We start from the raw sequence: 26,692 nt of genomic DNA, 5'->3' as shown, positions 1-26,692 counted from the left end.
AGCGCGCACTCGCGCGCTGACGTTTGCGTCACTGAGCGGCACTTGCAAGGCGTGGACCGGACGTGCCGGTTTACCCAAGTCGGTACTCGCCTGAAGCGAGGACGCGCCGGACCTCGGCGCTCGTCTGCTCCGCGTTGAGCTCGCCCGTGTCGATCGCGTGGTGCTCGAGTTTCCCGAGCTGTGCAAATGCGCTGTGCAGGCCGGTGATCGCGTCAACATCCTTGAGTTCGTCCCCTACGCGTTCCTTCGCGCGCGACAACGTGGTGTCGAGATCTGGGCGGAGGACTACGTACGACACCGTCAGATCGTCGCTCTCGCAGAGCGCGCGAAACGGCGGCAGAAACCACGGCCCGACGATCCCATCGACCACGACGTCGTAACCGCCATGGGCGAACGTCGCGACAGTGCCGACGATCGCCTCGATGACCACCTCGTTCTGCCGTTGCGCTTCAGGCAGGAACGGGAGGACGAATCCAGTGCGGATCGAGCGGTAGAACAGGTCGGTCGTCAAATGAACCGTCGGGACGCTCGCGTTGGCAGCGAGGAGTTCGGCCACGGTCGTCTTTCCTGCGGCGGGCGGCCCAGTCAGGATGATCACTTCATTGTTCACGATCCAGAAACTAGTCGTCCGACCTCGAGAGAAACAGTCTTGTCATTCTGCCCGGGTTCAGCCGCCCGCTCCGAAGCTCCACAGCTCGTCAGTTCCGATGCACGAGCGAGTTCAGGAAGAAGGTCAGGTTCGCCGGCCGCTCAGCCAGCCGTCGCATGAAGTACGGATACCATTCGGTGCCGAACGGCACGTAGGACCGCATCCGGAAGCCTCGGGCCGCGATCTCCTGCTGCGTGCGCGGTCGCACCCCGTAGAGCATCTGGAACTCGAAGTCTTCGGCCGAACGGTTGGTACGGATGGCCAGCTCCTCGGCGATTCGGATCATCCGAGCGTCGTGGCTGGCCACCATCGGGTATCCCTTGCCCTCCATCAGGATCCGCAGGCACCGCACGTATGACGCGTCCACCTCGGACTTGTTCTGGTAGGCGACCGAGGCGGGCTCTTTGTAGGCGCCCTTGCACAGGCGGATCCGCGAACCCTGGTACGCGAGGTCCGCGCAGTCCGCCTCGGTGCGCCTGAGGTATGCCTGCAGCACCACACCGGTCGACGGGAAGTCTTTGCGCAGTTCTCGCACGATCGACAGGGTCGTGTCGGTCATGGTGTGGTCTTCCATGTCGACGGTGACGATCGTGCCGGCGGCGTCCGCGGCGACACAGATCAGCCGGGTGTTGTCCAGTGCGATCTTGTCGCCGTCGGTGGACACGGCCTTGCCGAGCGCGGAGAGCTTCACCGAGACCTCCGCCTTCGTGGCCAGGCCCTCGTCGCCGAGGCGGCGCAGTGCGATCCGGTACGCCTCGACGTTGCGCGCGGCCTGGCCGGGGTCGGTTGTGTCCTCCTCGCCGAGGTGGTCGAGTGAGACCAGCCGGTCCGCCGTGATGACGTGTGCGGTGTGGATGGCATCGTCCACCGTGGTCCCGGCGACGAAGCGGTCCACGATGGGGCGCATCATCGGCGTGCGTTCGACGACCGTACGGCAACGGGCCGATCGGGCCCCGGCCAGCAGTGCGGAGCGAAGCATGTGGCTACCTGCCTGTCAGCCCTGGTGCGGGTGGGTGGACACCACCGGTGGACGGAAGTTCTCCTTGATGACGCGGGGGCTGACCCAGCGCATGAGGTTGTAGGTGGCGCCCGCCTTGTCGTTGGTGCCCGAGCCCCGAGCGCCACCGAAGGGCTGCTGGCCCACGACGGCGCCGGTCGGCTTGTCGTTGACGTAGAAGTTGCCGGCGGCGAAGCGCAGCGCCTGGCTCGCCCGCAGTACGGCGGAGCGGTCCCGCGCGATGACCGCACCGGTCAGCCCGTACTGGCTGCGGCGGTCGATCTCCTGGAGCGTCCGGTCGTAGTCGGCGTCGTCGTAGACGTGCACCGCGAGAACCGGGCCGAAGTACTCGTCGGCGAACACCTCGTGCGTGGGGTCCTCGCCGACGACGACCGTCGGCCGGACGAAGAACCCGTGGGTGTCGTCGGCCGTGCCGCCGGCGATGACGCTCAGGGTGGGGGACTCGTGGGCCATGCGCAGCACGCCGGTGAGCCGGTCGAACGCGCGGCGGTCGATGACGGCTCCCATGAAGTTGCGCAGGTCGGTGACGTCGCCTACCGTCAGCGACTCGACCTCGGACACCAGATCGTCCTTGAGGCGATTCCACACCGAGCGCGGAACGTACGCACGCGAGGCGGCGGAGCATTTCTGCCCCTGGTACTCGAACGCGCCCCGGACCAGCGCGGTGCGGAGCACGTCGACGTCGGCGGAGGCGTGCGCGACGACGAAGTCCTTGCCGCCGGTCTCGCCGACGACCCGTGGATAGCTGCGGTACCCCGCGATGTTCGCACCGACGGTCGCCCACAGGTGCTGGAAGGTCCTCGTGGAACCGGTGAAATGGATACCGGCCAGCGCCGGGTCGGCCAGGATCACCTCGGAAGCCGCCACACCGTCACCGGTGAGCAGGTTGATGACGCCCGGTGGCAGGCCGGCCTCCTCCAGCAGCCGCATCGTCAGGTGCGCTGCCAGGCCCTGGGTCGGCGAGGGCTTCCAGATCACCGTGTTGCCCATCAATGCCGGCGCCGTGGGCAGGTTGCCGGCGATCGCGGTGAAGTTGAACGGGGTGATCGCGTAGACGAAGCCCTCGAGCGGGCGGTAGTCGAGCCGGTTCCAGGTGCCGGGCCCGCTGTACGGCTGCTCGGCGTGGATCTGGCGCGCGTAGTGCACGTTGAACCGCCAGAAGTCGGCGAGCTCGCAGGCCGCGTCGATCTCGGCCTGTACCACGGTCTTTGACTGGCCGAGCATCGTGGCCGCGTTGAGGATGTCGCGCCACGAGTGTGCGAGCAGGTCGGCGGCGCGCAGCAGGATCGCGGCCCGCTCGTCGAACGGCGTGCTCCGCCAGGCTTCGGCGGCTCGCAGGGCGGCGGCGACGGCTTCCTTGGCGTCCTGGTGGGTGGCGTTGGCGGTGGTGCCGAGTACGTGTGCGTGGTTGTGGGGCTGCACGACGTCGATCCGATCGCCACCGCCCATCCGCTGCCGGCCGTCGATCGTCGAGGTCAACTCGACCTGCTGGCTGGTGAGCTCACCCAGTTTGAGGGCCAGGCTCGCCCGCTCGGGGGACCCTTGTGCGTAGTCACGCACGGGCTCGTTGTGCGGGGCGGGCGGGAAGGTGATCGCGTCCATCAACAACCTCTCGATTCGGTGTGCCGGAAACGTAAGGCAGCATGAATCGGGAGCGATTTGGCTGGTCGGCTACAGTTCCCCCCAGGTCATTGTTCGATCGGACAACACGATGAGCGCGGAAGCCCCTGGCACCACCCTCCGGCAACTGCTCGCCGCCGTAGGCGATCACTTCATGGATCTGGTGGCGGGCAGCCTCGACGTCGCCGTCGGCGGGCTGGCCATCGTCGACCCCGACGACGAGCTCGACAGCTACCCGCAGGAGCTCATCCTCGTCATCGGGGTCCGGGGCAGGGAGGCGATCCGATACGTGCGGGCGGCCGCACGCGGGGGCGCCTCGGCCGTCGCCGTGAAGGCGGGTGCGGACGGAAACGTCGCCGAGCTGCGCACGGCCGCGGAGGAGGCCGGGATCGCGCTGCTCGTCGTACGGCCCCAGGTGCGATGGGACCAGCTGGAATCCCTGGCCCGCGAGGTCGTGGACGGTGCGATCCTGGCCGCCGCGGTTCGCACGGACGAGGGCAACGGTGACCTCTTCGCCCTGGCACAGAGCGTCGCGGTGCTGACCGCGGGCAGCGTGACCATCGAGGACGCCGAGAACCGGGTGCTGGCATACTCGCGCACCGACGACGACGTCGACGAGCTGCGCCGGCTGTCGATCCTCCAGTGGCAAGGCCCGAAGCCGTACATGGCTCTGCTGCGGGAATGGGGGGTGTTCCAGCGGCTGCGCTCGGACGAGGACGTCGTGCACATCGAGGAGCGCCCGGAGCTCGGGATCCGGCGCCGGCTCGCCGCCGGCATCCGGGCCGGGCGGCAGCACCTGGGCACGATCTGGGTGCAGGAGGGCGGCCAGCCGTTCACCGAGCAGGCGGAGAAGGTCCTGCTCGGCGCCGCGCGGGTAGCCGCGATACACCTGCTCCGGCGCCGCGGTTCGCCGGGCGTCCGAACCCGCGAAGACCTCCTCACCGGCCTGATCAGCGGCCGGATCGGCGCGGAACTCGTCGCCGAGCAGCTCGATCTCAACCCGGCCACTTCCGCGATCGTCATGGCGTTCGCGGCCAGGGCGGACGAACGCGACCAGGCCGAGCACGAGCTGCACCGGGTCGAACTGAGCAAGATGGTCTCGATCCATCTCGCCACGTACCGGCGTGGAGCACTCGTCGGTACGCTCGGATCGCGGATCTACGCGGTGCTCCCGGACGTGTCGCCGGTCGCGCCCGAGCCGGCACTGATCACGCTCGCGGAGGCCGTCGTCGCCGTCCTGCGGCGGCGGACCGGCATCCGGGTGCAGGTGGGAGTCGGTTCGCCGGTCCGCGCCCTCGATGACATCGCCACCTCACGTTCGGAAGCCGACCGAGTGCTCGCCGCGATGGCGCACACGCCGGATCGCGACGTGGGGACGATCGCGAACCTGCGCGCGGATGTCCTGCTCAACGAGATGCTCGGTCTGCTCGAAGCGAACGCGCAACTGCGCGACCCGGCGGTTGCCGCGCTGGTCGAGCACGATGGCACGCACGGAACGGAGCTGGCCCGATCGCTCTTGGCCTACCTGGACGCGATGGGAGATGTGCGGGCCGCTGCCATGGCGCTGCACGTACATCCCAACACGCTTCGGTACCGGATCCGCCGAGCGAAAGCGGTGAGCGGCATCAACGTCGCCGACCCCGTCGAACGCCTGGTCTGCCATCTGCAACTGCTACTCGCCCTCCGGGCGGGCTGACCAGCAAGGAGACGCCCCTGATGCCGTGGAGCACCCGCCAGCTCGCTGAGCTGACCGGCACGACGGTAAAGACGATTCGTTACTACCACCAGATCGGGCTGCTCGACGAACCCGAGCGCACGACGAACAACTACAAGCAGTACACGGTGCTGCACCTGCTCCGGCTGCTGCAGATCCGCCGGCTCGCGGACCTCGGGCTGCCGCTGGACAAGATCGCCACGATCGAGCCCGCGGACGGGCAGCCGGACGAGGCGATCCGTGTCCTCGACCTCGAGCTCGAAGCTACCATCGAACGGTTGCAGCGGATCCGCGGCGAACTCGCGTGCATCATGCGCCATCGCACCCCCGTCGACGTGCCGGAGGGGTTCGCGGCCGTCGGTGACCGCCTGAGCGCGGCCGACCGCGCACTCATCACCGTATTGTCCCGCGTGCTTGACGAGGACGCGCTGCGCGAGATACGCGAGATCGCCGGCCGCCGAGACCCAATCGACGACGAGCTCGACGCCCTGGCCGACGATGCCGACGACGCCACCATCGAGCAACTCGCGCAGCGTCTGTCCGCGCAGATCATCGCCGAACGTGCGGGAAACCCGGCCCTCGCGAACCTCGCTGCGCACGCGCCATCCGAGCGAAGCCTGGCGATGGCGGCGATCGGGGAAACGCTCGTCAGCGTCTACAGGCCTGCGCAGCTGCGTGTCCTCATCCGCGCAGGCAAGCTCTCCGAGCGCGGCGACGACCCCGCGTGAGTATCGCAGGACTACGGGCGTATTCGGGCCGGGTCCTCCACCAGGGCGGCGAAACCGTCGAGATGGCGCGCGAGGCTGTACTCGAACAATCCGTCCACATCCGACACCACTTCCCCGGGAACCGTGGCCAGCAGCGGAAACCGCCCGGAGTGAAGGAGCTCGTCGGCCCGCGTCCGTCGCGCGAGCCACCACCGGTCGAGCGTCACACCGGTCTCCTGCTCCGCTTCGACCTCGTCCGCCATGGACAACGCAACGGTGAGGACCAGCGCATGCAGCGCGAGCGCCTCTCGAAGCCGGGTCGCCATGGGCAGTCCAAGCCCGTCGATTGCGCGCAGGGTCCACTCTGTGTGCGCCATCATGTTGGGCACGAGCAACGGACGCGTGAACGAGATGGCCCTGGGCAGCCAGAGATGTAGCCGGCACAGCTGCCATTGCCGGCGGGAGATGAGTTCGAGCTTGGCTCGCCATCCGTCTGGGCCCAGGACGGGCAGCTCTGGTTCGCCGAAGACTTCGTCGGTCATCTGCATCACCAGTTCGTCCTTGTTCGCCACATGCCGGTAGAGCGACATCGGACCGACGCCGAGCTCGGCCGCGAGTCGCCGCATGGATACGGCGTCGAGGCCCTCCACGTCGGCGATCGCGATGGCGGCACGGAGCACGTGTTTCCGGTTCAATGCCAGCCGGAAAGCGCCGGCGCGCCGCGGTCTCAAGGGCACGCTCGGGCCGACCGGCTGCTTGTGACCCACGAGGGTACTGACCACTGCGCCGGCACCGACCCTCGTTTCGACCAGCCCATCGTCGCGGAGAGTGGCCATCGCCCTGGTCGCGGTCGCGACCGCGACACCCCATCGCTGGGCGATCGCCCGGATAGAGGGCACCCGATCGCCGGGCCGCAGGTCGCCGGTCAGGATCCGCGCACGGATCTCCGCGACGATCTGCTGATACGGCGGTTCCGGTCGCTGCGTTGACGACGCCATCGGAGCCCTCATCCTCGTGGTGCGGCTGCTGCCCTCCCCCAGACTGTACTAGTGCAACAACCTCAGTGCTAGTGCACTTCTTACCCCTGTCCTGTTCAGAATCAAGGGTTTCTTAGGTTGCTCAAGTACGGTGTACGCATGGCAGTTGATACACCGTACGCATCCCTACGGCGGGCGGACGGCGCAGACCAGCAGGCAGTACTGGACGTCCTGACCGAGGCGTTCATGAACGATCCCCTCGTCTGCTGGCTCTTCCCCGAGGTGGGCCAACGAGGTCTCCTTCAAGCGCACTTCTACCGCCCCCTGCTCGCCCATCCCGCCGCCGAGGCGTATCTGGCCGGCGGTCGCGAGGGCGCCTCGGTATGGCTGACACTGGCCGCGGGACAGTCGCCATACGAGGAGAACTCGGGCACGCCCGAAGGGGTCTTCGGTGACAACGGCGCGCGATTGCTGGCCCTGGGCCAGGCGCTCGCCCCACGGCACCCCGTTCACGAACCGCACCTGTACCTCCCGTGCATGGGGGTGATCAGGCAGCGCCAGGGCACCGGACTCGGCTCGGCGATGTTGCGGCACCGACTGGAGCGAGCGGACGCCGACGGGCTCGCCACCTATCTGGAGGCGAGTTCACCCCGAAGCCGCTCCCTCTACCAGCGGCACGGATTCGAGGATCTCGGCGAGCCGGTCCGCGTGGCGGACAGCCCGCTGCTGTGGCCGATGCGGCGTCCGCCGCACCGCTGACTCACACCACCCGTCAACAGACAAAGGAGAGAACGTCCATGACAACGAACCGTGACGCCGACCGCCGACCGGCGACCTTGGTGTTCATCCACGGCACCAACTCCTCGGCGGCCTGGGCTTCAGGGCTGACCAGCGAACTCACCCTGCGCGGGCACCGGTGCGTGGCCATCGACCTTCCGGGACACGGCCAGGAAGCGTTCTACCCCCGCTCGTACCAGGCCCCGCAGAACCTCGAGGCGCTGGCGACTGAACCGTCGCCGCTCGCCAAAATCACCATCGACGACTACGTCGAGCGCGTTGTGGGCGTGGTACGCAGAGCCCGCGACCACGGACCCGTGATCCTTGTCGGCATGAGCCAGGGCGGTGTCACCGTGAGCAGGGTCGGCAACGCCGTCCCCGAACTGCTCGACAGGGTCGTCTACGTCGGGGCGTACTGCTGCGTGGACCTGCCGAACATGGCCGCCTATCTCGAAACGCCGGAGAACAGCGACAGCCTGCTCCACCGGGTGGCCGCGGCCATGGTTGCCGATCCCGCGGTCCTGGGGGTGAGCCGGCTCAACTGGCGCTCGGCCGACCCGGCGGTGTTCCAAGGCGTCAAGGCCGCCCTTGCCGCAGACTTCACCGACGAAGGGGTGAGCCGATTGCTCAACCTGCTCGAGCCGGACGAGAGCGCCAGCATTCCCGTGGCTGAAGCCCGGGGCGAAGCACACACCTGGGGCCGAATTCCCCGGACTTATGTGCGTCTCACGCTCGACCGGCTGATTCCGCCGGCGCTGCAGGACCGATTCATCAGAGAAGCCGACCGCCTCACTCCTGACAACCCGACTGATGTGCGAAGCGTCGCGGCACCCCACGTCGGCCCGTTCGACCGGCCGGAACTGGTGGAGATCTTCTCCGAGCTCGCCAGCCGCTGACCCCCAGGGCCCGGGGCCCGGGCGACATATCGACGCCGCACCCCGGTCCAGGATCAGGCGTCAACTCCCCGCGCTCGGCCACCGCCCGGGGTAGCGGTGAATCGGATGGGTACACGTTCAGGGCGGTCCCCCGCACCGGTGGCGCCCGCCGGGCGGGGCCGGCCGTACGCGAGCAGCCCAGCGCGAGCACGGCCGCGATCCGGATGGCACCCCGCAGTCGCCGGGGGTCAACCCCACCACCAGGCCGGCCCGCCGCCCTGCGGGTTGCCCGCAGTGGTGCTGCGGAGCCTCCTCGCCAGGGGGCTTTCCCTACCCTCGCCCGGGAGGCCAGCCGGATCGATCTTCGCCGTGATCGTTCATATCGTCGATGGTACGAGACACCGACGGGAGGGACGTCATGCAGCAGCGCGACCGGTTCATCGACGGGCTCCGAGCCCTGGCCATCCTCGGCGTCGTGGGTGGGCACTGGCTGGTCGGTGCGCTGGTCGCGACCCCGGCCGGCGGTCTGCGGATCGACAGCCCGCTGCGATACCTGCAGTGGCTCCACCCGGCCACCTGGTTCCTGCAGATGCTGGGCCTGTTCTTCCTCGTCGGCGGGTACACGGCGGCACAGGGACTCCGCCGTGCCCGGGCGCGCGGCGAGACCGACGCCGAATGGGTGCGCCGCCGGCTGTGGCGGATCGGGCGGCCGGTTGTCGCCGCGACGATGATCCTGGCCGTGGCGCTGCCGCTGCTCGGCGTCCTCGGGCTCGGCGCCGGCACCGCGCGCACGACCGTGGTGCTGTTCCTGCAGCCGTTGTGGTTCATGGCCGTGTACGCGGTGATCACCGCCCTCACGCCGTACGCCCTCAGGCTCGACCGGCGTGGTGGGCTCTGGGTGGTCCTGGCGCTCGCCGCCGCCGTGGCCGTGGTGGACCTGGTGCGCTTCGGCCCGGACGTCGAGCCGGCCGCCGTCGGGTACCTGAGCGTGCTGCCGGCCTGGTGCTTCGCGTACCAGCTGGGCGTGGCCTGGTCGGCGGGGCGCGTCGACCGGCGGGTCGCGGGCGGTCTGCTCGCCGGGGGCCTGGCGCTGTTCGTGTTCCTGCTCACCGTGCTGGAGTACCCGGTGAGCATCGTGAGCGTGCCCGGCTCCCCGCGCTCCAACTCGAACCCGCCGTCGCTGATGGTCCCGGCCCTCGCCGCGATCCAGGCGGGCGCCGCACTGCTGCTGCGCGACCGGATCGAGCGGCTCCTGCGCCGGCCCCGGGTCTGGGCCGCCGTGGCAGTGCTCAACCTGAGCGCGATGAGCGTGTTCTGCTGGCACCAGGTGGCGCTCGTCGGCGTCTCGGAGGTCGCCCGCCGGTTCGGCACGCTGCCCGGCCTCGGCGACGCGCCCGTCGACATCGGCTGGGTCGCCGCCCGTCTCGCCTGGTATCCGGTGCTCGCGCTCGTGCTGGCCGGCCTGGTCGTGCTGGTGCGCCCCTACGAGCACCCGGTGCCCGCCGTTGCCCTGAAGCCGGCGGACACCGCGGAGACTGCCGAGCCGGTCAGCCGCTGAGCTCAGGCGACCGGCCGGATCGGGGGTTTCCGCACGTGGCTGGCGTGCGGAAACCCCCTGGTGTGGTCAGTTGACCGCGAAGGTGGTGAGGACGGCGGCGTGGTCGGAGGGCCAGGCGTTGCCTGACGGGTTGGTCTGGGAGGGGGTGCCTTCCCAGAGTGCGTCGGAGGACAGGACGGTCAGCGGGCCGCGGTAGTGGACGAAGTCGATGCGGTCCTGGGGTTCGGGCTCGCCTTGGTGGGAGTCGTATCCGTATCCGCCGGTGAAGATCTTGTCGACCGGGGACCAGGTGTTGCCCGGGTCGCGGGCCGGGTCGGGGTGGGCCTGGCGGTAGGAGTCGGTGAGGCCGGCATTGGCGGGGGCTGTGGAGGTGGGCCAGGGCACGGCGCCGTACCCGCAGCGGGCGTTCGCGGCCGTCCAGTCCAGGTGTGACGGCGCGTTGAAGTCACCGGTCAGCAGGACCGGGGTGCTCGCGGACGCGGCGAGGTCGGGCGCCATCGCGGCGATGATGTCGTTGATCTGGCCGGTGCGGCCGGAGGACGCCTCCCTCGCCAGCAGCTGCTGGACCGTCAGCCGGCCGAAGCACGCGTCGTAGGGGCCGTAGGGCGTGTACCCGAGGTGCGCGCTCCACACCCGCAGCGACCGGGAGCCCAGATCGATCCGGGCCGCGACCGCCGAACCGGCAACGGTAGGCGTGGTAGCCGTGATCGGGTAGCGGCTCACCACCGCGGTGTCAGCGTTCTGGAAGTACGACCACCCAAGCGCGGTAGCCAGCGACTGCACCGCCGTCCCCTGGTTCTCCTGAATGCCGATGACATCGACGTCCCGCTCGAGCAGGAACTTGAGCTGCTTCTCAAGCCCGCCGGACACGACCGTGCCGCCGTGCCACAGATTCCAGCTCACCGCACGCAACTGCGGCACCAGCGCACCGGCCTGCACCCGGATGGTCACCGTCGCATCAGCCGTCCCAGCGGCTGTCGTGGCGCGAATACCGACCGTAGCGGTCCCCGCCGCGGTCGGCGTGCCCGTGACCACGCCGGTGCTGGACACCGTGGCCCAGGCCGGCCCGGACGTCTTGGCGAAACTCAACCCGGCCGTGTCACCCTGCGCCAGGCCACCGACCGCAGCCGAATAGGCGACACCAACCTTGGCGTTACGCAAGGTGAACGCCCCCGTCGGGAAGTGCGGCGCACCGCTGCCGGTGATCCGCAGTGTCACCGGCTGAGCGAGCCACGTATACCCGTCGTTGTATAGGTAGTACACAATGTAGTCACCCGCGGCCAGCCCGGACGTGGGCAGTGAGGCGGAGCCGCTGGCGCCCGCCGTGTAGGCCCAGCGTTCGGACTGCCCGACGAAGGCCTGGTTGACCGGCCCGTTGCCCGGATTGCGGTACAGCCCGATCCAGTTCGTGCCGCTCGGCTTCGAGGTCGTGTACGTGACCTGGACCGGCGCACCGGCGGCAACCGTGGTCGAGGCCAGCGTGAGCGTGCCCGACACAGCGATCAACTGCACCCGCACCGGCTGAGCCAGCCACGTGTAGCCGTCGTTGTAGAGGAAGTACAGGACGTAGGCACCCGGGGCCAGCCCAGCGGTCGGCAGCGAACCCGAGCCGCTCGCCGACGCCGCGTACGTCCACTGAGTGGACGGCCCGACAAAGACCTCACCCACCGGGCCGTTACCAGGATCGGCATACAGACCGACCCAGTTCTTCGCATTGGGCCGAGGCGTCGAATAGTTGAACCGCAGCTCGGACCCGACCGCAACCGACGACGCGGTCAGCGAGCCGTCAGCCGCCGCGAGAGCGGGCCGCACGGGCGCGGCAACAGTCAGGGCCGCAAGGAGGACGGCCAGCACCACGGGGAGAAGTCTGCGCATCTGGTCTCCAATAAATCGAAGTCTGACGATCAATGGTCGCATTCGCAGTGATGCCGGGCAATGACTGTGGCTCCCGGTATATACGGCACCGTTGCCATGAGCCTTTGGCACGTGAGTCGCCCTCGCGGCTACCGAACTCGCCCCAGCGGACCCGACACGGGTGTTCCTGACCGCGACGCCGCGCGGGAGAGACTTGGTTGGCCACACCGCCTGCGCGGTGTGGCCAACGTCAAAGCGGGCCTATCTCGGTAGTGTCCACTGCTGGTTGGCGGCTCCGGCGACGCAGTTCTGAATCTGGAGCTGGGTGCCGGATCCCCCCGAGCCGGGGTCGGAGAGGCAGCGGCCGGACTGCGGGTTGACGAGGGTGCCGTTGGACTGCGGCTGCCAGACCTGTGCGCCGGTGCGGTTGCAGGTGTACAGCTGAACGGATGTGCCGTCGGCGGTGAGGCCGCCGCTCACGTCCAGACACTTGCCGAGTGCTTGCAGGGCTCCGTTCGATGCCACCGTCCAGAACTGCGAGGCGGATTGGTTGCAGGTATACACCTGGACGGGCCTGCCATCAGTGTTGATGCCCCCCGACACATCGATGCACAGCCCGGCGTAGCCGGTGATCGGGCCGGCCGGCGGCAGCTGCGGGACGGCTGACGTGCCCCAGCAGCCCCAGCTGTTCGGATCGCTGAGCGATCCGGCCTGGGAGAAGGCGGACTGGTTGTACGGGTAGCCCGTCGCGCAGGCGTCGTTCATGTCGAGTGCGACGTGCGCGCCGGAGTCGGCGACGCACTTCCAGTCGTAGGCGGTGGTGCCGTCGAGGCTGACGCCGCCGATGTTGCCGATGGACTTGCAGTAGCCGCCGAGGTCCAGACCGCCGAGCCGCTGGAAAGCCGGCGCGGTGGACATCGTGACGGTGACGCCGGTGGCGCCGGCGGGCAGGGTGACGACGCCGTTGGCGTTGTCGACCGTGCCGGCGCTGGCGGATGCGATGTTGCCGACGAACGCCGGGATCTCGAAGCTGACACCGCCGGTCGGCGCGGCACCGCTCAGTGCGAGCGTGACGGAGTTGCCGCTGGTGGTGATGGTGGCGCCCATCCGCTTGCCGCCGGCGACGGGGTAGTTGGTCGAGCTGATGGTCTGACCGCCGCGCAGCCATTCGTTGGGAATTCCGCGGCCGACGATGACCTGGCCGTTGGACTTCTCGGCGATCAGGGAATCGAGCAGGACGTGGGAGGCGTTGGCCTGGCCCCACATGTGCGGGCCGGAGCCGGAGCCGGTCGTGCCGTGGTTGCCGGGGCCCCAGTTGTTCGGGCCGGCCGACGGGATGCCCTCCCACCACGAGAACGGGGCGCTCTGCGTGTTGCTGATCATGAATTGGTATCCGTAGATGCCTTCGGTGCGGTGTCTGGCGCTCGCCAGTCCGGCTTCGCCGTAGCCGGCGTTGTATCCGGTGCTGTAGCCGGGGTAGCCGCCGTAGGTGTGCGGGGGCAGGCCGGCCAGGTGGGCGAAGCCGTAGTCGTAGGTGGCATCGAGCATGGTGGCCAGCGGACCGGTCTTCGCGGCTCCGAACAGATAGCCATCCCAGTTCCAGCGGCCGAACAGCAGCATGGAGGCCCAGTTGGCGTCGTTGGAGTTGCCGCACACGTTGGCGGTGTTCGGGGCGTTGATCGCGCAGGGGATGTAGCTGAGGTTGTTGGCGGTGATGGTGGACTGGATCTGGGTGTTCACCGCGGAGAGCAGGGTGTTGTACTGGTTGGTCGCCCAGGTGGCCTCGGCAGTGTTGCCGAGCTTGCCGGCGATGTACTTGTAGGCGAGCAGCCCGAGCAGCGCGGACTCGTTGTCGACGGTCCAGTAGCCGGTGGCGTCGATGGCGTAGGACGCCTTCATGGTCCCGCCGGGGCCGGTGGCGTTCGCGGCGATCTGGTGCGCGTTGGACTGGATGGTGCTGAAGTTGGCGGACACGAACGCGGTGTCGCCGCTCTTCTGCAGGTACAACGCCCACGGCCAGCTGTACTTGTACTGCGCGTCCGGGTAGAAGTTGTAGAAGAGGGTCTGCAGGTAGGCCCGCGCGTTGGACAGGTCGCCCTGGATCAGCAGGTTGGCCAGGATGCCGGTCAGGTCGTGGTCGAACAGCTCGTCGTAGCCGTTTTCACCGACGTTGAGGTTGTTGCCGTCCTTGACGATGTGCGTGTAGATGTAGCCGGCCTTGTAAGCGTTGACCAGTCGCGGGTCCGGGACGTTGAGCTGGGCTATTCCGGCGAGCTTGGCGTCCCAGTACGACGTCATGTGGGCGTAGTGGGCGTCGAAGCCGCCGGCGGCGATCAGGCTGGCGTTGGCGGGCCAGGGGTAGTTGTTGCCGAATTTGTCGATGGCGACGACGTAGTCGTGGTTGACGGTCTGGCCGGGCGACACCGTGTTCGGGGCCGAGTTGAGTGCGAGGAGCTGGGCCGAGGGCGCCGGGTCTTCGGTGTGGGCGACGGTGTCGTGGTTGTAGACGCTCACGCGGGAGTACGCGGCGACGTAGGCGTTGCCGCCGATCGTGACCTTGTCACCGAAGTTGGTGATCGTGACCGTGGTGTTGTCGCGCTGGAACCGCGTGACCAGAGCCGGGTAGTAGCCGCCGGCGTTGAACCACTGCAGGCTGGCGGGGTTGTTGTAGATCCCGAATCCGACGGTGATGTTCTTGCCGGCGCGGATGTCGAAGCTTCCGTCGCGGTGGACGATCGCCGCGTCCCGGTCGCCGTCCCAGCCGATCACGCCGCTGTCCACCTGTGTGGTGCTGGCCTGCACCGGCGCTTGGGACGCGAGCTGCGTTACCCACGTCGCGACCAGCACGGCGGCCAATCCGGCCGCCAGCCGGGCGCGGGATCTGTGCTTGTTCATTCGGGGTGTCCCCTCCTCCGTTCGCGCCCCGCGCTCACAGGCTGCACAGGGCGGCTATGGATCGAAAAAAGTCGGTGAGCCGGACGTAACCATCGTGAGACATCTCTGTCAAGAGCGGGTCATCAAGTGCAACGTATTCATAACGGAGTCTTGCTACGCGCGAGGGGGCTGGTGTCAGATTGGATCGGTCAAAAGCGCCCCCGGGGCGCTCCTGACGCCTCACACCCCATCCGGACGCCCACCGAGGCGGCGCCGTCGGAAGGAAACATTATGGACAAAACCACCATCGCGCGCAGGACACTGCGCCGAGGCCCCGTCGTGGCCGCGCTGATAGCCCTGACGGCCGGACTGGCGGCGTGTTCGTCCTCAGCGCCGAGCACCGACACGAGCGCGGGCGCGGCGGGGGACCGCGGCCCGATCACGCTGGCCACCGGCAAGGACACGACCGGCACGCTGCAGAAGCAGCTGGACGCCTGGAACAGCGCACATCCCAGCGAGAAAGTCACGCTGATCGAGCTTCCGACGTCGGCGGACCAGCAGCGTCAGCAGCTGGTGCAGAACGCGCAGACGAAGTCCGACGCGTACACGGTCGAGGGCTTGGACGTGGTGTGGACCGCCGAGTTCGCGGCACACCGCTGGATCGACGAGATCCCGGCCTCCTCGGTGCCGACGAGCTCGATGATCGCCTCGACGGTGGCGACCGGCCAGTACTTCGGCAAGCAGTACGCGATCCCCTATCAGACCAACGCCGGCATCTTGTTCTACCGTAAGGACCTGCTGGACGCGGTCGGCGCCGGGGCTCCCAAGACGTGGTCGGACATGCAGGCGGCCTGCGCGAAGATCGCCAAGCTGCCGCAGGGCGCGGGTGTGGACTGCTACGCCGGCCAGTTCGACAAGTACGAGGGCCTGACCGTGAACTTCTGCGAAGCCGTGCAGTCGGCGGGCGGGTCGGTGATCGGCCCGGACGGCAAGCCGACGTTGAACACTCCGGCCGCCAAGAAGGGGCTGCAGACGCTGGTCGACGCCTTCAACAGCGGCATGATCTCCAAGACCGCCACGACCTACAAGGAGGAGGACGGCCGCAAGCAGTTCCAGGACGGCAACCTGGTCTTCCACCGGCAGTGGCCGTACCAGTGGGATCTGGCGAACAAGACCGACGGATCCTCCAAGGCGGCCGGAAAGTTCGCGGTGACCGCGCTGCCGGGCATCGACGCCTCGCCCGGGTCCTCCACGCTCGGTGGACTGAACCTGGCGATCAGCGCCTACGGCAAGAACAAGGCCACCGCCGCCGACTTCATCAAGTTCCTGACGGGCGAGAACAATGAGCGGCAGGCCCTGGAGGACAACTCGACCGCTCCGGTCTACCCCAACCTGTACACCGATCCGGCGCTGCAGGCGAAGTTCCCGTACCTCGCGACGTTGAAGGCGGGGCTGGACACGGCGGTTCCGCGGCCCAAGGTCGCCAACTACGGTGACGCCACCGCCCTCATCCAGAACGACGTGGCCGCCGCGGTCTCCGGGTCGATGTCGGTGGATGCCGCCCTGGCCGACCTGCAGTCCAAGCTGACCGCGCTGGTCAACGCCCAGTAGCCGACAGTCTGTCCATGGCAAGGCGCCGACGGTCGTCGCGCGCCTTGCCTCCGTCGTTGATAGGAGGCTGCGTTGGCCACCGCCACTACCACCAAGACTCAGGCCAGCCGCCAGGCCGGACGAACACCCACCGGACGGATGACGAAGAGCCGGCTGGCGGTGGTGTTGCTGTCTCCGACCATGTTGTGCCTCGCGCTGGTCATCGGGTATCCCGTCGTATCCGCGTTACGGCTGGCCTTCCAGATGCAGAGCGAGCGCATCGACAAGACCACCGGTTTCTTGACCACCACGACGTCCTTCGGGCTCGGCAACTTCACCGACGCCTTCACCGGGGACGAGGCGTCACGGTTCTTCAACGCCTTCTGGAACACCACCACGTTCACCGTCGTCTCGGTGGGGATCGAGGTGGTCATCGGGGTGGCGATGGCGCTGGTGATGCACCAGGCGGTGCGCGGCCGCGCCCTGGTGCGCGCCGCGATCCTGGTGCCCTGGGCGATTCCGACGGCGATCTCCGGCCTGCTGTGGCGCTGGGTGTTCGCGTCCGACGGCATCGCCAACAACCTGCTGCACGCCCATGTGCTGTGGACCGCTGACGGCTTCCCGGCCTGGTGCGCGGTGGTCATCGCGGACACCTGGAAAACGGCGCCGTTCATCGGCCTGCTGGTTCTGGCCGGCTTGCAGACCATTCCGGCCGAGGTCTACGAGGCCGCCCGGCTGGACGGGGCGAGCGGGTGGAAGTCCTTCTCCAGGATCACACTGCCGCTGGTGCGGCCGGTCCTGGTCGTCGCCGTGCTGTTCCGGCTCCTGGATGTGCTGCGTATGTTCGACCTGCCCTACGTGCTCATCGGCCCGCGCAAAGGCTCGGTGGAGACACTCACCATGATCGCCGTGGACGAGATGCAGAACCTGCACTTCGGGGCGGCCTCCGCCTACGCGGTCGTGCTGTTCCTGTACATCGCGGCCGTGGCCACGGTGTTCGTCAGTGTTCTCGGCGCCGACGTCCTCGGCACCTCCGGCCGGAAGAGGCCCGCCCGATGAATCGACCCCGCACCCACCGCAGTTGGCTGGCCTATGCCGGGATGGCGCTCATCGTCGCCTACTGCCTGGCGCCGTGCTACTGGATGGTGGTCTCCGCCCTTCGGCGCCCCAACGACCAGTTCTCCAACTCGCTGCTGCCGAACCCGGTCTCCCTCGACAACTTCTCCGCCGCGTTCGCCCCGGCCAGCGGTTTCGGCCGTGGTCTGTTGAACAGCCTGGTCGTGGCGGGCATTACTACGGTGATCACGCTGGTGCTGGCGTCCTGTGCAGCCTATGCGCTGGCTCGGTTGCGATTCCGCGGCAGGCCGGTCGTGCTCGGCCTGATCGCGGCCACGGCCATGTTCCCCGGCATCACGCTGCTGATCCCGCTGCTGAAGCTGTTCGCGGGGGTCGGTTGGATCAACACCTACCAGGCGATGGTGCTGCCAAGCCTGACGTTCGGACTGCCGCTGGCCGTGTGGAACCTGACCGCGTTCTTCCAGCAGTTGCCGCGCGAGCTGGAGGAGGCTGCCGAAATCGACGGGTGTTCCCCGGCCAAGGCCTTCCTCAGGGTGATTCTTCCGCTGTCTGCCCCCGGGGTGTTCACCACCGCGATCCTGGTGTTCATCGCCTCCTGGAACGAGTTCCTGTTCGCGGTCAGCGTCGTGAACAAGAAGGACATGATGACGGCCAACGTCATCGTGTCGCTGTTCAACGGCCGCTACGGTTACGACCAGCCCTATGGCAGCCAGATGGCCGCAGGCGTCGCGGTGACACTGCCCTTGGTGCTCGCCGTCCTGTTCTTCCAGCGCCGCATCGTCGCCGGGCTCACCGCCGGCGGCGTCAAGTAGTCGCCGGCTTCTCGCGCCGCCGGCTCAGACCGCGGCGCGAGGAGCCCCGGACGATCAGTTCCGGTTCCAGGAGCACGGACAGCGGCGCGGGCGCGACTTGCCCCGGGGTCAGCGCCTGCATGATCTCGGCACCGGCATGGGACAGCGGCTGGCGCACGCTGGACAGGTCCATGACCCCGGCCGACGGCGTGTCGTCATACCCGACCAGCGCCACCTGGTCGCCCGGCGTCAGTCCCAGGTCACGCACGGCCTGCAGTGCGCCGGCCGCCAGGGTGTCGGAGACAGCTACCAGGGCGGTCGGCGGATCTGCGCGCTCCAACAGGTGCCGGGCCATCTTCGCCCCGCTCGTGAACGTGTCCTGGCCCCGGACGTCCAGGCGGTAGCTGCCGGCCAGCAATCCGTGCCGATCCATCGCGGCCACCCAGCCGTTCGAGCGGTCGTCCCCGACCCGGTGGCCGTCGGGGAAACCCAGGAACCCGATCCGGCGGTGCCCGGCGTCAACGAGGTGGTCGACGACCAACTCGACACCACGGGTGTTGTCGATGTCGACCCAGGACACCTCGCCGCCGTGCTCGGGGGCCCGGCCGAAGCAGACGAACGGCACCTGGGCTGCGAGCAGTTGCGCCGGCCGGATGTCGTCCGGCCGCGGGTCGCAGATCACCACGCCGTCGACCGCGCCGGTCCGCCACAGCCGGACGCACGTGGCCGCCTCCTGCTCCGCGTCGTCGGCGGCGAACAACATCACATGCCGTTCTGAGACCCGGCCCGCCTCCACCAACGCGTGCAGGAAACGGTCCTGCCAAGAGCTCAGGGCGTCCGAGGCAATCGGCTCGATCCGGCACGCGATCATCCCACTGGAGCTTGCCTTCAGCGCCCGCGCCAGGCGGTTCGGCTGGAAATCCAATTCGGCCACCGCGCGTTCGACCCGCTCGCGCGTTTCAGGCCGCACCCGCTCCGGATAGTTCAGCACGTTGGAGACGGTCTGCTTGGAAACACCAGCGGCAGCAGCCACATCGGCCATCGTCACGATCTCTGCCCCCGGCCGCTGCGGCGCGCTCTGGGCGGGCGCTGTCCTCACCTTGACCCCTCTCCCGTCGTCACCTCGCCTAGGGTATCGTCTTGCCAAAGATTTTTCGATAAAATTGCTGAGCGGGCCGCCGTTTCAGAATCCCCCGACAGAATCGAGTCCGCTGTGGCCGCATCCACAACCGCCAGTTCCACCTCCTCGGCGCCGGTGGATCCGCAGTCTCCCGGAGCCGTCCCCCATAACCAGCCTGACGTGTACGACCTACTGTGCGCCGTTGCGGCTCCGGTCCAGTGGCTGTCCCCGCACAGCGGACAGACCGCCGGGGGCGTGGAAGGCCTATACATCGCCGACCGTCGGGCTCTCGCACGTTTGACCGTGACAATCGAGGGCGCGGACGTTCGTCCGATCGCAGGCGCTTTGACCGGCTCGGGCTCGGCCCGCTTCCTGGCCCGGCTTTTCGGTCTCGGCGACGCCACCGGCGATCCGACCGTGACGCTTGAACGCCACCGCACCGTCTTTCCCGATCGGGGAGTTGAGCGACTGACAGTGGTCAACTCCTCCCGGGCCACGCTGTCGACGACGCTGATCCTTGCCGCCGGGACCGACCTGGCACCGATCGGCCTGGTCCGGGCCGGGTACCCGACGGCCCTGGTGGCGCCCGAGATCCGGACCGGCCGGGACGGGCTGATCTGGCGCTCCGAGGACGGCTACGCCGCTTCGCTGGTGGTCACTGAGCAGCCGGCGGTCGCCGACGTGGCGCCGGAGGCCGGGACCGTGAGCTGGCCGCTGACCCTGGAGCCCGGCCAGAGCTGGTCGGCGGAGGTCACGATTCACATGGAGAGCGAGCCGGCGCGATCCCAGGGTTCGTTTGTGCCGCTGCCGGTCGCCGACCCGGACGCTCTGCTCACCATGCCCCAGGTGCACAGCGCCGATCACCGTTTCGACGAGATGGTGCGCACCGGGTTCGCCGACCTGAAAGCACTGCTGCTGGCCGACTCCGCCGATCCCGGGGACGCGTATTTCGCCGCAGGATGCCCGTGGTACCTGACGCTGTTCGGGCGCGACTCGCTGTGGGCCGCGCGGATGTCCCTGCCGCTCGGATGGCGTGTGGCCGCCGGAACCCTGCGAGCCCTGGCACGGCGCCAGGGTCGAGCCGTGGACCGCGCGACCGAGGAGCAGCCCGGCAAGATCCCGCACGAGCTCCGCCCCGTCGACGGCGCGACCTGGCTGCCGCCGGTGTACTACGGCAGCATCGACGCCACACCGCTGTTCGTCGTGACCCTGGCCGAAGCGTGGCGTTGGGGCATGCCCGAGGACGAGGTCCGCGCTCTGCTCCCCGCGGCCGAAGCGGCGCTGGCATGGATGGCCGCCTTCGGCGACGCCGACGGCGACGGCTTCCTCGAATACCTGCCCGGCAGCACGGCCGGTCTGACGAACCAGGGGTGGAAGGACTCCGACGACGCCGTCCGCTTCGCCGACGGCACGCGCGCGACCGCCCCGATCGCCCTGTGCGAAGTACAGGGCTACGCCTATGAAGCCGCGATGCAGGGCGCGCTGCTGCTGGAGCACTTCGGGCGGCCCGGCGCCGACGGCTGGCGAGCCTGGGCCGGCACGCTTGCTCAGCGCTTCCGCCAGGCATTCTGGATCGACGACCCCGACGGCGCCTACCCGGCGATAGCACTCGACGGCCGCAAGCGGCCGGTGGACGGACCCGCCTCGAACATGGGTCATCTCCTCGGCACCGGAATCCTGTCGCAGCACGAGGAAAGCCTGGTGGCCGCGCGTCTCATCGGCCCGGACCTGTTCAGCGGCTACGGGCTGCGTACGCTGAGCGCACGTACTGCCGGCTACAACCCCCTGTCCTACCACGCCGGATCGGTGTGGCCCCACGACACGGCGGTCGCCGCCTACGGATTGCACCGATCCGGGCGGACCGAGCAGGCGGCGTGGCTCGTGTCCGGCCTCCTCGCCGCAGCACCCCACTTCGGTGCCCGCCTGCCGGAGCTGTTCGGCGGCCACCCGACCGACACCGGCCTCGGACCCGTGCCGTATCCCTCGGCCTGCAGCCCGCAGGCGTGGGCCGCCGCGGTCGCACCCGTGGCCCTCACCGTGATGCTCGGTCTGCGGGTCGACATACCCGCTGGAAAGCAAGAACAGCACCCCCCGCGGCAATTCGGCGTCAGGGAACTGTCCATTCAAGGACTACCCATCGGGGCACACAGGCCGACCGACACAGCTGCGTGAGACGCTCGACGACCTCCCATCCGTCAGCCAACGCCCTCGTGCGCTGACCGCGCTTCACACCAGCTTCGGCGGCAGCGCCCTACTCGATCCCTTCACTATCCGTTCCCCTCAATCGACGGCGAGTTGGCCGAGAAGTCAGTCCGGGTTCGCTTCGTAGCTCATGCACTGCCCGACGATCAGGACTCACCCCGAAGGAGACCTCACATGGGACGGTTAAGCCGCAGAAGCTTCGTCACGCTGTCCGCAAGCGCCGCCGCGGGCGCGGTGATCGCACCGGGAATCGAAACCGGCACACCGGCCAAGGCCGCCGCGGCGACCACGGGCACAATCACCGATGTGCAGCACGTGGTCATCCTGATGCAGGAGAACCGCAGCTTCGACCACTACTTCGGGACCCTGAAGGGAGTACGCGGCTTCGGCGACCGCAGCGCCATCACGACCAGCACCGGCAGCTCGATCTTCCGCCAGCCCAACGGCACCGGGTGGCAGTACCCGTGGAAGATGAGCAGCACCCTTCCCGCGGGCGGCGCGGACCCCGACGACATCGCTCAGTGCAACGGGCAGTTGGCGCACAGCTGGTCATCGCAGCACGCGGCGTGGAACACCGGCAAACTCGACAACTGGATCTCAGGAGTCGGCAACGTCCGCACGATGGGCTACCTCGACCGAAGCGACATCCCATTTCACTTCGCGCTCGCCGACAACTACACCATCTGCGACGCCTACTTCTGTTCGGCGCTCAGCGCGACCGGGCCCAACCGTACCTTCCTGTGGAGCGGCAAGATCGACGCGAACAGCAAGGACGGCGGCGATGAGTCGGGGCTGACCTGGCAGACCTACGCCGAGGCGCTGCAGAACGCCGGGGTGACATGGAAGGTCTACCAGCGCTCCAGCGACAACTTCGGCGACAACGGCTTGGCCTACTTCCAGCGGTTCACGAGCGCCTCGCCGGGCAACCCCCTCTACGATCGCGGCATGGCCTCGGTGCCTGGCACGAAGCCCACGCACGAGGCGATCGCCGACGCCATCAGGGCCGACGTCCTCAACGGCACTCTCCCGCAGGTCTCGTGGGTGGTCGCCAACGAGGCGTTCTCCGAGCACCCCTCCGCCCCGCCCGGCGACGGCGCGCACTTCGTCAACCTCGTGATCCAGGCCCTCAACGCCGACGCCAGCGTCTTCAACTCGACCGTGCTGTTCCTCAACTACGACGAGAACGACGGCTGCTTCGACCACGTGCCGCCGCCGGTTCCCCCGGGCGGCACCACGGACGAGTTCCTCAGCGGCGTACCGATCGGGCTCGGCTTCCGCGTACCCATGCTGGTGATCTCGCCGTGGACCCGTGGCGGCTGGGTGAGCTCGGAGGTCTTCGACCACACCTCCGTCATCCGGTTCCTGGAACGGTGGACCGCGGCCCTCGGCAAATCGGCAACCTGCCCCAACATCAGCGCGTGGCGCCGGAAGGTGGTCGGCGACCTCACCGGCGTCTTCGACTTCGCCTCGCCCGTGTACGGGCTGCCGCAGCTGCCCGGCACAAGCGTGATCACCCACGCCTACTGCAAGACGCTGCCCAACCCGACCCCGAGCAACAACGCCCTGCCCGCACAGGAGCCCGGCACCCGGCCGGCCAGAGCCCTGCCCTACCAGCCCAACGGATACCTCGACCGGCTCGAGTTCGGCGCCAGCGGCAAGATCCTGGCCTGGTTCCAGATGGTGAACCAGGGCGCTGAGGCGACGCGCACGGTCCATTTCTCGATCCACCCCAACGCGTACCGCAACCGCGACCCCTGGCAGTACACGGTCAACGCCGGCGGCACCGCAACCGACTACTTCAACATCGGGGCAGGCTACGGCTCAGGCCAATATGACCTGAGCATGGTCGGCCCGAACCGCTTCCTGCGCCGCTTCATCGGCAACGCCACCACCGCCGGCAAGGACGCCTTCGTCAGCAGCTACTACGCGGTGGCATCCAACACCGGGAAGCAGGCGATCTGGTTCCGGATGAAGAACACATCAGCGTCAGCGATGACCTTCACCATCACGTCGAACCAGTACCGCACGGACGGCCCCTGGACCTACCGGGTGGGTGCCGGGCAGACCGTGGACGACTGGTTCAACGCCGTTGCGTACAACAACGGCTGGTACGACTTCACGATCACCGTTGACGTCGACCGGGCCTGGTCGCAGCGCTTCACCGGCCACATCGAGACCGGCACGCCCAGCGTATCCGGATGACCACCGATGGCACCGTCGCATTGAGCATCGGCAGGTGCAGCGGTTCACGCCGCTGCACCACCGCCCTGGCCACGACACCGAGGACCGCGAACGGTCCGTCCCGGTAGGCGCCGGAAGCCAGCACCAACGCGGCGCCCGGATGCGCATGTCGGAGGCGAAGGTCCCGGTGAAGTCGGGACCGCAGGCCCAAGCCACCATTCCGGCGCCCACCGTACGTTCGCAGTGACGGCCACAAACCGGCGTCAGCCGCACCGGTGCGGGTCCGGACGCGGACTGCGACGACAGGCGAAGGAGCGGCACCGTGACTCTCCACTCGGCAGTCGCCTCCAACACCGAACGGCGCTGGGACGCCGACGTGCCGCTCGCGCGTGCTGCGACCATGACCAGCGACGAGGTTCTGCACGCCCTCGTCAGCGGTCCCGATGGAATCAGCGGCGCTGACGCCACGTCCCGTGCGGCGACGACCGGGCCCAACGCCGTGCATTCGCATCGGGTGCAGGGCTGGCGCATCCTCGCCCGGCAGCTGCGCAGTGCGCTGCTCGTGCTGCTCGCCGCCACGGCGACGATCTCGTTCGTCCTCGGCGACCACACCGACGCGGTGATCATCGGCAGCATCCTCGTCGCCAGCGTCGGTCTGGGGTTCGTCAACGAATATCGGGCCGAACGCGCGGCACAGGCCCTGCACGCCGAGATCCGCCACACCGTCACGGTCATGCGCGACGGAGGCGCCGTCGACGTCGACGTCAGTGCCCTGGTCCCCGGCGATGTGGTCCGGCTGACGCTGGGCGCCGTGGTGCCCGCCGACCTGCGGCTGCTGCAGACGAACGGCCTGGCCTGCGACGAGGCGGTGCTGACCGGAGAATCGCTCCCGGTCGACAAGCACACCTCGCCGGTGCCGGCCGGCACGGCGCTGGCGGACTTCACCTGCTGCGCCCTGATGGGCACGGTCGTGCACAGCGGCAGCGGTGCCGGGGTCGTGGTCGCGACCGGCATGCACACCGAGTTCGGGCGGATCGCCGCGGGGCTGAGCCAGCGCTCACCCGAGACGTCGTTCCAGGCGGGGTTGCGCCGGTTCTCCGTGCTGCTGCTCCAGGTCGCGGTCGTGCTCACGATCGGGATCTTCGTCACCAACCTGCTGCTGCACCGGCCCCTGCTCGACTCGGCGATGTTCTCCCTCGCCATCGCCGTCGGGATCACCCCGCAGCTGCTGCCCGCCGTGGTCAGCACCAGCCTGGCCGCCGGATCCCGGCAGCTGGCCCGGTACAAGGTACTGGTCAAGCGGCTGGTGTGCATCGAGGACCTCGGTGACATGGACGTTCTGGTCACCGACAAGACCGGCACCCTCACCGACGGCACCATCAGCTTCCGCGCCGCTGTCGACCACACCGGCGCCGACAGCACCGAGGTCCTCCTGCGCGGGCTGCTGGCCACCGACGCCGACGGTCAGGCCGGCGCCAACCCGCTCGACGCGGCCCTGTGGCAGGCGTCGCACCCGCGGGAGGAAACCACTGCGTACCAGCGGATCGCATCGGTGCCCTTCGACCACGAGCGGCGGATGACCTCAGCGCTGGTACGAGATCCACAAGGGGCGTCGCACATCATCGTCAAGGGAGCACCCGAGTCGGTGCTCGCCCGCTGCGCCGACGTCCCGGCCGAGGCGCACACCACCCTGGACCGCTTCTTCGCCCAGGGCATCCGCGTCGTCGCCGTCGCCGGCCGCCCCGCGCCCGCCGCGACCTCCCTCACCGCCGCCGACGAACGCGACCTGCACCTCGACGGATTCCTCGCCTTCCTCGACCCGCCGAAAGCCGACGCCGCCGACTCACTGCATCGGCTGGCCCGGCTCGGGATCACCGTCAAGATCGCCACCGGCGACAACGCCGTCGTCGCCGCCAAGGTCTGCGGCGACCTCGGTCTCACCGACACCAGAACGCTGTCCGGCACCGACATCGACGCGCTCGACGACACCGAGCTCGCTGCCGCCGCCAACGCGGCGACCATCTTCGCGCGAGTATCACCGGAGCAGAAGGCCCGCCTGGTCCGGCTACTGCGCCGCTCGCACGTCGTGGGTTTCCTCGGCGACGGTGTCAACGACGCGCTCGCCCTGCACACCGCCGACGTCGGCATCTCCGTGGACACCGCAGCCGACGTGGCCAAAGACGCAGCCGACGCGGTGCTGCTCGAGAAGGACCTGGGCGTGCTCGCCGACGGCGTCACCGAAGGCCGCCGGATCTTCGCCAACACCATCAAATACGCCCTCATGGGCACATCCAGCAACTTCGGCAACATGTTCAGCGCCGCCGCAGCCTCGGCGATCCTGAAATTCCTGCCGATGCTGCCGAGCCAGATCCTGCTCAACAACCTGCTCTACGACGCCAGCCAACTCGCCATCCCCACCGACCGCGTCGACGCCGAACAAGTGGCCGCGCCCGCACACTGGGACGTCGCCTTCATCCGCCGGTTCATGCTCGTCTTCGGCCCGATCAGCTCGCTGTTCGACTTCGCCACCTTCTGGCTGATGCTGCACGTCTTCCACGCCAGCCCCGCCCTGTTCCGCACCGGCTGGTTCATCGAGTCCCTCGCCACCCAAACCCTGGTCATCTTCGCCATCCGCACCCGCCGGATCCCGTTCCTGCGCAGCAGGCCCAGCCTGCCGCTGACACTGGCAGTGGCCGGCGCCATCCTCGTCGGCGCCCTGCTGCCCCTCTCACCGCTGTCACACCTGCTCGGCTTCCAACCCCTGCCGATCGGCTTCTTCGCCGCCCTCGCCGGCATGGTCATCGCCTACCTGGCACTGATCGAACTCGCCAAGCGCGCCTTCTTCACCCGCCGAGCGGCGCATCCGCCGGCGCCGCACCGACGCGGCCACACCCACCACGTGCAGCGCCGCGCCGGCCGCTTCAGCTACGCGGGCAGGCCGGTGCCGAACACCACAGGCATCAGGTAGCCGACCGAACCGACTGTGCCCCTTCGCCATCCGGCCCGCCCGGAGGTCGCCGCGGGCCGATGAGGGTGCCGACGAAGCCGCGCGGCGGGACTTTCGGCCCTGCCCGCCGCCGATGTGCGCGGATAACGTCGTGGCCATGA

General features: G+C 68.7%; 18 protein-coding genes. 11 read left to right on the top strand and 7 right to left on the bottom strand.

The window, feature by feature from the left end; genetic code table 11:
* Positions 1–70: 70 nt before the first annotated feature.
* From ACQPY0_RS16140 to pruA, 3 genes are all read right to left on the bottom strand, one after another.
* On the bottom strand, positions 71–610 hold the full coding sequence (locus tag ACQPY0_RS16140) for an AAA family ATPase (protein WP_432989504.1): 540 nt from the start codon (positions 608–610) through the stop codon (positions 71–73).
* Positions 611–698: 88 nt separating this feature from the next.
* A complete protein-coding gene (locus ACQPY0_RS16135) occupies positions 699–1,628 on the bottom strand; it encodes a proline dehydrogenase family protein (RefSeq protein WP_432989502.1) in 930 nt (309 codons plus the stop codon).
* A gap of 15 nt (positions 1,629–1,643) precedes the next feature.
* Complete coding sequence (pruA, locus tag ACQPY0_RS16130) at positions 1,644–3,269, bottom strand: L-glutamate gamma-semialdehyde dehydrogenase (protein WP_432989500.1); 1,626 nt, start codon at positions 3,267–3,269, stop codon at positions 1,644–1,646.
* A gap of 109 nt (positions 3,270–3,378) precedes the next feature.
* On the opposite strand from pruA, the gene ACQPY0_RS16125 reads away from it, so the two are divergent.
* Together ACQPY0_RS16125 and ACQPY0_RS16120 are read left to right on the top strand one after the other, a co-directional pair.
* On the top strand, positions 3,379–4,983 hold the full coding sequence (locus ACQPY0_RS16125; protein ID WP_432989498.1) for a PucR family transcriptional regulator: 1,605 nt from the start codon (positions 3,379–3,381) through the stop codon (positions 4,981–4,983).
* A 20-nt stretch (positions 4,984–5,003) separates the two neighbouring features.
* The gene (locus ACQPY0_RS16120; protein WP_432989496.1) at positions 5,004–5,729 is read left to right on the top strand and encodes a MerR family transcriptional regulator; all 726 of its coding nucleotides are present in this window, start codon (positions 5,004–5,006) and stop codon (positions 5,727–5,729) included.
* Between the two features lie 11 nt (positions 5,730–5,740).
* Here ACQPY0_RS16120 and ACQPY0_RS16115 read toward each other — a convergent pair whose 3' ends face one another.
* Positions 5,741–6,706 carry a GntR family transcriptional regulator gene (locus tag ACQPY0_RS16115; protein ID WP_432989494.1) on the bottom strand — a complete coding sequence of 322 codons (966 nt, stop codon included), beginning with the start codon at positions 6,704–6,706 and terminating at the stop codon, positions 5,741–5,743.
* A 138-nt stretch (positions 6,707–6,844) separates the two neighbouring features.
* On the opposite strand from ACQPY0_RS16115, the gene ACQPY0_RS16110 reads away from it, so the two are divergent.
* The 3 genes from ACQPY0_RS16110 (at position 6,845) to ACQPY0_RS16100 (ending at position 9,895) form a co-directional block, all read left to right on the top strand.
* A complete protein-coding gene (locus ACQPY0_RS16110) occupies positions 6,845–7,444 on the top strand; it encodes a GNAT family N-acetyltransferase (RefSeq protein ID WP_432989492.1) in 600 nt (199 codons plus the stop codon).
* On the top strand, positions 7,414–8,358 hold the full coding sequence (locus tag ACQPY0_RS16105) for an alpha/beta fold hydrolase (RefSeq protein WP_432989490.1): 945 nt from the start codon (positions 7,414–7,416) through the stop codon (positions 8,356–8,358). The genes ACQPY0_RS16110 and ACQPY0_RS16105 overlap by 31 nt, the downstream gene beginning before the upstream one ends.
* Before the next feature lie 397 nt (positions 8,359–8,755).
* Complete coding sequence (locus tag ACQPY0_RS16100) at positions 8,756–9,895, top strand: acyltransferase family protein (RefSeq protein WP_432989488.1); 1,140 nt, start codon at positions 8,756–8,758, stop codon at positions 9,893–9,895.
* A 66-nt stretch (positions 9,896–9,961) separates the two neighbouring features.
* Here ACQPY0_RS16100 and ACQPY0_RS16095 read toward each other — a convergent pair whose 3' ends face one another.
* Both ACQPY0_RS16095 and ACQPY0_RS16090 read right to left on the bottom strand, forming a co-directional pair.
* Positions 9,962–11,770, bottom strand: a complete 1,809-nt coding sequence (locus ACQPY0_RS16095; protein ID WP_432989486.1) for an endonuclease/exonuclease/phosphatase family protein — start codon at positions 11,768–11,770, stop codon at positions 9,962–9,964.
* 240 nt (positions 11,771–12,010) lie between these two features.
* Positions 12,011–14,644, bottom strand: coding sequence for a ricin-type beta-trefoil lectin domain protein (locus ACQPY0_RS16090; protein WP_432989484.1), 2,634 nt, complete (start codon positions 14,642–14,644; stop codon positions 12,011–12,013).
* 270 nt (positions 14,645–14,914) lie between these two features.
* Between ACQPY0_RS16090 and ACQPY0_RS16085 the strand changes: the two genes are divergently transcribed.
* The 3 genes from ACQPY0_RS16085 to ACQPY0_RS16075 all read left to right on the top strand — a co-directional run bounded on the left by ACQPY0_RS16085 (position 14,915) and on the right by ACQPY0_RS16075 (position 18,102).
* The gene (locus ACQPY0_RS16085; protein WP_432989482.1) at positions 14,915–16,234 is read left to right on the top strand and encodes an ABC transporter substrate-binding protein; all 1,320 of its coding nucleotides are present in this window, start codon (positions 14,915–14,917) and stop codon (positions 16,232–16,234) included.
* Positions 16,235–16,306: 72 nt separating this feature from the next.
* Positions 16,307–17,272, top strand: a complete 966-nt coding sequence (locus ACQPY0_RS16080) for a carbohydrate ABC transporter permease (RefSeq protein ID WP_432989480.1) — start codon at positions 16,307–16,309, stop codon at positions 17,270–17,272.
* Positions 17,269–18,102, top strand: coding sequence for a carbohydrate ABC transporter permease (locus ACQPY0_RS16075; protein WP_432989478.1), 834 nt, complete (start codon positions 17,269–17,271; stop codon positions 18,100–18,102). The genes ACQPY0_RS16080 and ACQPY0_RS16075 overlap by 4 nt, the downstream gene beginning before the upstream one ends.
* Here ACQPY0_RS16075 and ACQPY0_RS16070 read toward each other — a convergent pair.
* Complete coding sequence (locus tag ACQPY0_RS16070; protein ID WP_432989476.1) at positions 18,095–19,228, bottom strand: LacI family DNA-binding transcriptional regulator; 1,134 nt, start codon at positions 19,226–19,228, stop codon at positions 18,095–18,097. The two genes, ACQPY0_RS16075 and ACQPY0_RS16070, sit on opposite strands and share 8 nt — an antisense overlap.
* Before the next feature lie 66 nt (positions 19,229–19,294).
* On the opposite strand from ACQPY0_RS16070, the gene ACQPY0_RS16065 reads away from it, so the two are divergent.
* From ACQPY0_RS16065 to mgtA, 3 genes are all read left to right on the top strand, one after another.
* Positions 19,295–21,373, top strand: coding sequence for a glycogen debranching N-terminal domain-containing protein (locus ACQPY0_RS16065; RefSeq protein ID WP_432989474.1), 2,079 nt, complete (start codon positions 19,295–19,297; stop codon positions 21,371–21,373).
* A gap of 204 nt (positions 21,374–21,577) precedes the next feature.
* On the top strand, positions 21,578–23,605 hold the full coding sequence (locus ACQPY0_RS16060; RefSeq protein WP_432989472.1) for a phosphocholine-specific phospholipase C: 2,028 nt from the start codon (positions 21,578–21,580) through the stop codon (positions 23,603–23,605).
* 301 nt (positions 23,606–23,906) lie between these two features.
* Positions 23,907–26,552 carry a magnesium-translocating P-type ATPase gene (gene mgtA / locus ACQPY0_RS16055; protein ID WP_432989470.1) on the top strand — a complete coding sequence of 882 codons (2,646 nt, stop codon included), beginning with the start codon at positions 23,907–23,909 and terminating at the stop codon, positions 26,550–26,552.
* Positions 26,553–26,692 lie beyond the last annotated feature (140 nt).

This window comes from Dactylosporangium sp. CA-233914, from assembly GCF_050942935.1.
In the GTDB taxonomy this organism is placed as follows: Bacteria; Actinomycetota; Actinomycetes; order Mycobacteriales; family Micromonosporaceae; genus Dactylosporangium.
Note: the sequence above shows the minus strand (reverse complement) of the source record. Positions and strands in the feature narration are given on the sequence as shown.

What these genes read in the sequence shown, in the direction of transcription:
- ACQPY0_RS16135 (WP_432989502.1), bottom strand. Translation starts at nt 1,628, where the DNA reads ATGCTTCGCTCCGCACTGCTGGCCGGGGCCCGATCGGCCCGTTGCCGT.
- pruA (WP_432989500.1), bottom strand. Translation starts at nt 3,269, where the DNA reads ATGGACGCGATCACCTTCCCGCCCGCCCCGCACAACGAGCCCGTGCGT.
- ACQPY0_RS16125 (WP_432989498.1), top strand. Translation starts at nt 3,379, where the DNA reads ATGAGCGCGGAAGCCCCTGGCACCACCCTCCGGCAACTGCTCGCCGCC.
- ACQPY0_RS16120 (WP_432989496.1), top strand. Translation starts at nt 5,004, where the DNA reads ATGCCGTGGAGCACCCGCCAGCTCGCTGAGCTGACCGGCACGACGGTA.
- ACQPY0_RS16115 (WP_432989494.1), bottom strand. Translation starts at nt 6,706, where the DNA reads ATGGCGTCGTCAACGCAGCGACCGGAACCGCCGTATCAGCAGATCGTC.
- ACQPY0_RS16110 (WP_432989492.1), top strand. Translation starts at nt 6,845, where the DNA reads ATGGCAGTTGATACACCGTACGCATCCCTACGGCGGGCGGACGGCGCA.
- ACQPY0_RS16100 (WP_432989488.1), top strand. Translation starts at nt 8,756, where the DNA reads ATGCAGCAGCGCGACCGGTTCATCGACGGGCTCCGAGCCCTGGCCATC.
- ACQPY0_RS16095 (WP_432989486.1), bottom strand. Translation starts at nt 11,770, where the DNA reads ATGCGCAGACTTCTCCCCGTGGTGCTGGCCGTCCTCCTTGCGGCCCTG.
- ACQPY0_RS16090 (WP_432989484.1), bottom strand. Translation starts at nt 14,644, where the DNA reads ATGAACAAGCACAGATCCCGCGCCCGGCTGGCGGCCGGATTGGCCGCC.
- ACQPY0_RS16085 (WP_432989482.1), top strand. Translation starts at nt 14,915, where the DNA reads ATGGACAAAACCACCATCGCGCGCAGGACACTGCGCCGAGGCCCCGTC.
- ACQPY0_RS16075 (WP_432989478.1), top strand. Translation starts at nt 17,269, where the DNA reads ATGAATCGACCCCGCACCCACCGCAGTTGGCTGGCCTATGCCGGGATG.
- ACQPY0_RS16060 (WP_432989472.1), top strand. Translation starts at nt 21,578, where the DNA reads ATGGGACGGTTAAGCCGCAGAAGCTTCGTCACGCTGTCCGCAAGCGCC.